The sequence below is a fragment of the Ohtaekwangia sp. genome, assembly GCF_036786105.1.
Classification (GTDB): Bacteria; Bacteroidota; Bacteroidia; order Cytophagales; family Cyclobacteriaceae; genus Ohtaekwangia.
In genome coordinates this window covers 31975-35145 of record NZ_DAIQRQ010000054.1, presented here as the reverse complement: position 1 = coordinate 35145, position 3171 = coordinate 31975, and the positions used below count along the sequence as shown (strand labels likewise).

Sequence of the window (3171 nt, the reverse complement as noted above, 5' to 3'; positions counted from 1 at the left end):
GCGGCTACTTTCAAATAGTGTGCGTACAGCTCCTCCACCAGTTCCTGTGCTATAGCCTTTGCTTCTTCAGGATATTCAATTTCCACGGTGTTGCCTTGCATAAGTATACCACGGCAGAAGTAACGCAGGTTGCCTACAAGAAAATTCATTCGCACCTTATCACCAAGGTCCTCTTCAGATACCAAACCATAGTAATGTTTGGCGTGCGACATATACCCTGTTACCGGTTTATCAAAGAGCAGCTTTACTTCGTGCATATCGCGGTTAGAGTGTTTGAGGCTCTCCAGATATTCCTGTAGTGTAAAACGGCTGCGGTCATCAAAAGTGCACGAAGTATTTTTCAGGTTAATAATTCTGTCGGTACGAAAATCGCGATAGCCATTGCGCAGCCGGCACCAGGCGATCAAATGCCACGCGAAGCTATAGTAAAACAATCCGATCGGTTCAATCTCACGATCGGTTAACTCGCCCTGATTATTGCTGCTATAATCTATTCGCAGCACATGTTTATTCACGATCGCTTTTTGAATGTCCGTCATGAAATTATCGGGAAACTCTTCTTTCTGCGACATAGGCGATCCCCTGAATACCTGGATATAGGTCTGCAGGTTTTCAAGATGATCTTTCTCGTTGTCGTTCAGCACAGCCTTGATCTTCATCAGAGCCGACTCAAATGTTTTCTGGATCGACTTATCGGTCATGCGTTCCACGAGCTTCGAAGCCACCAGCATAGCACTCGCCTCCTCCTGCGTGAACATTACGGGAGGCAAATGAAAACCATCTACAATAAAATATCCCTTCCCTGCTTCGGAGCCGATCGGCACACCGGCTTCCATCAACGCTTTTACATCGCGGTAAACGGTACGAAGACTGATCTCAAAACGTTCGGCCATTTCTTCGGCCTTTACAACGCGTTTCGATTGCAGGTGTATAAGAATTGCTGTGAGACGGTCGATGCGATTCATAGGGTGAAGATAGGAAAAAAATAGCCGCTAGTTGCGAGCTATGAGCTGCCAGAAGTGTGTGTATGGGATGGGAAGGTGCGATTTATACAACGTATACGGGAAGGTCTGCAATGAGTTCGGTATAAAAGCAAAAAGTCCTGACGATTTTGTCAGGACTCTTTTATCGTTAACAGTTAGCAGTTATCTGTTACACGTTAATTGTTATAGGTTAACCGTTCAATCAGTGCACAACTGTTAACGTGTAACCATTAACTAATAACAGTTAACGGTCCGCTACCAGAATACGATATATAGTGTTGATAAAATACCAATGACCAGGACTGCACCGATCGCAAATGCTCCTTTCGGTTTAAACATGCTGGCATCTACTTCGAGGCCTTTTGGATTGTTCTTGCTGTTTGGATCCATGAGTGTAAGAATTACCATTACAAGCACGCAGAAGAGGAATACAAATCCCATACGGTCAAGAAATGGAATTTCATATAAACCACTATCCGGATTCAGTGCAGAGAAGCCCATGCTGCTAAGGCCTGAGAGGTCTGCCATCTTGGGCAAAAACTTGAGGAAGATCGACAGCGGGAATGTGATCAACGCTGCCGCCATCGCTGCTGCCGCGTTGGTACGTTTCCAGAAGAATCCTAAAATGAAGATCGCAAATATACCAGGCGACACAAAGCCGGTATATTCCTGGATATACTGGAAGCCGCCTTTCTTATCGATACCGAGGAACGGTGAAATGATAATCGCAATCACCATGGCTACCACTACCACCACGCGACCGATATATACCAGTTGCTTTTCAGATGCAGAGCTGTTCATGAATTTTTTATAGATATCCAGTGTAAAGATCGTAGATATACTGTTTGCTTTACCGGCCAGCGATGCTACGATGGCGGCCGTAAGCGCAGCAAACGCAAGACCTTTCAGACCTACCGGCAATAAGTTGAGCAGCACAGGATACGCGCGGTCAGGGTTCAGTTCGCCATTGGCGAGCATGTCTTGCTGGAACATACCATCTTTATACAGTACATACGCTGCTATACCCGGAAGCACCACGATAATCGGCATCAACAGTTTCAGGAATGCCGCGAACAATATACCATTGCGTGCTGTAGGCAGGTCGGCACCGAGTGCCCGTTGTGTTATATACTGGTTGCATCCCCAGTAGTTCAGGTTCACAATCCACATACCACCAATGAGAATGGTGAGTCCCGGAAGATCGAGGTAATTGGGATTGCTCTTATCGAGCACCATGTGGAAGTGGTCATCAGCTTTCTGCATCAGCAGGTTGAAGCCCTCTCCTACGCCATCGGTACTAAAGTGTTGCGACACCAGATTCATAGCAAGATACGTAGTAGCCAATCCACCAAGGATCAGGAAGAACACCTGGATCACATCGGTATAACCAATCACTTTCATACCACCGAGTGTGATGAATACTGCGAACACGGCAAGACCGATCATACACGTCCAGAACGGTATACCCGATACGGTGGTAACGGCGAGTGCACCGAGGTACAAAATTGAAGTGAGGTTCACAACAACATAAAGCAACAGCCAGAACACCGCCATGATAGTACTTACCGTCTGCCCATACCGTTGTGTAAGGAACTGCGGCATGGTATAGATTTTATTTTTGAGGTAGATGGGCATGAAGAAGATCGCAACGATCATGAGGGTGGCAGCGGCCATCCATTCATAGGTAGCAATGGCGAGTCCCATCTTAAAGCCGGAGCCCGACATACCGATAAATTGCTCGGCCGATATATTCGAAGCGATGAGCGAAGCACCGATAGCCCACCAGGTGAGCGATCCTTCCGCGAGGAAGAAGTCTTTGGAATCGGTGGATGTTTTCTTTTTTCGTTGGTAGATCCAGTAGCCGTAGCCGGCTACAATGACGAAGTAAATCAGAAAGACTACATAGTCAATAGTTTGTAATTGGCGCATGATATAAAGAGTAATTCGGTTTGGTTTCGCAAATGGTTGTTAGGTAAAAGTGACCTTCACACGTTCGTTCAATCGATAAAAATGTAGGTTCTTTTTGAAACGACAAAATAATTTTTTGTTGTATTCTGAATGCGGCAAATATTTAAATCAGTTGCTGGCTTCTGGCTACTAGCTGCTGGACGTGAGTCGTTATAGGTTACACGTTAATCGTTAAACGAATGACGAAGTCAAACACTCCCAATCACACTCATCCAGCAGC

Annotated in this window: 2 protein-coding genes; both read right to left on the bottom strand. The window is 45.9% G+C overall.

Annotated features, from left to right (window positions below; genetic code table 11):
* The coding region (locus tag V7Q33_RS18370) for a helix-turn-helix transcriptional regulator (RefSeq protein WP_333820773.1) at positions 1 to 965 on the bottom strand (965 nt) is incomplete at its 3' end.
* Between the two features lie 273 nt (positions 966 to 1238).
* Entirely contained in the window at positions 1239 to 2912 is a 1674-nt protein-coding gene (locus V7Q33_RS18365) for a sodium/sugar symporter (RefSeq protein ID WP_331978820.1), read from the bottom strand.
* Positions 2913 to 3171 lie beyond the last annotated feature (259 nt).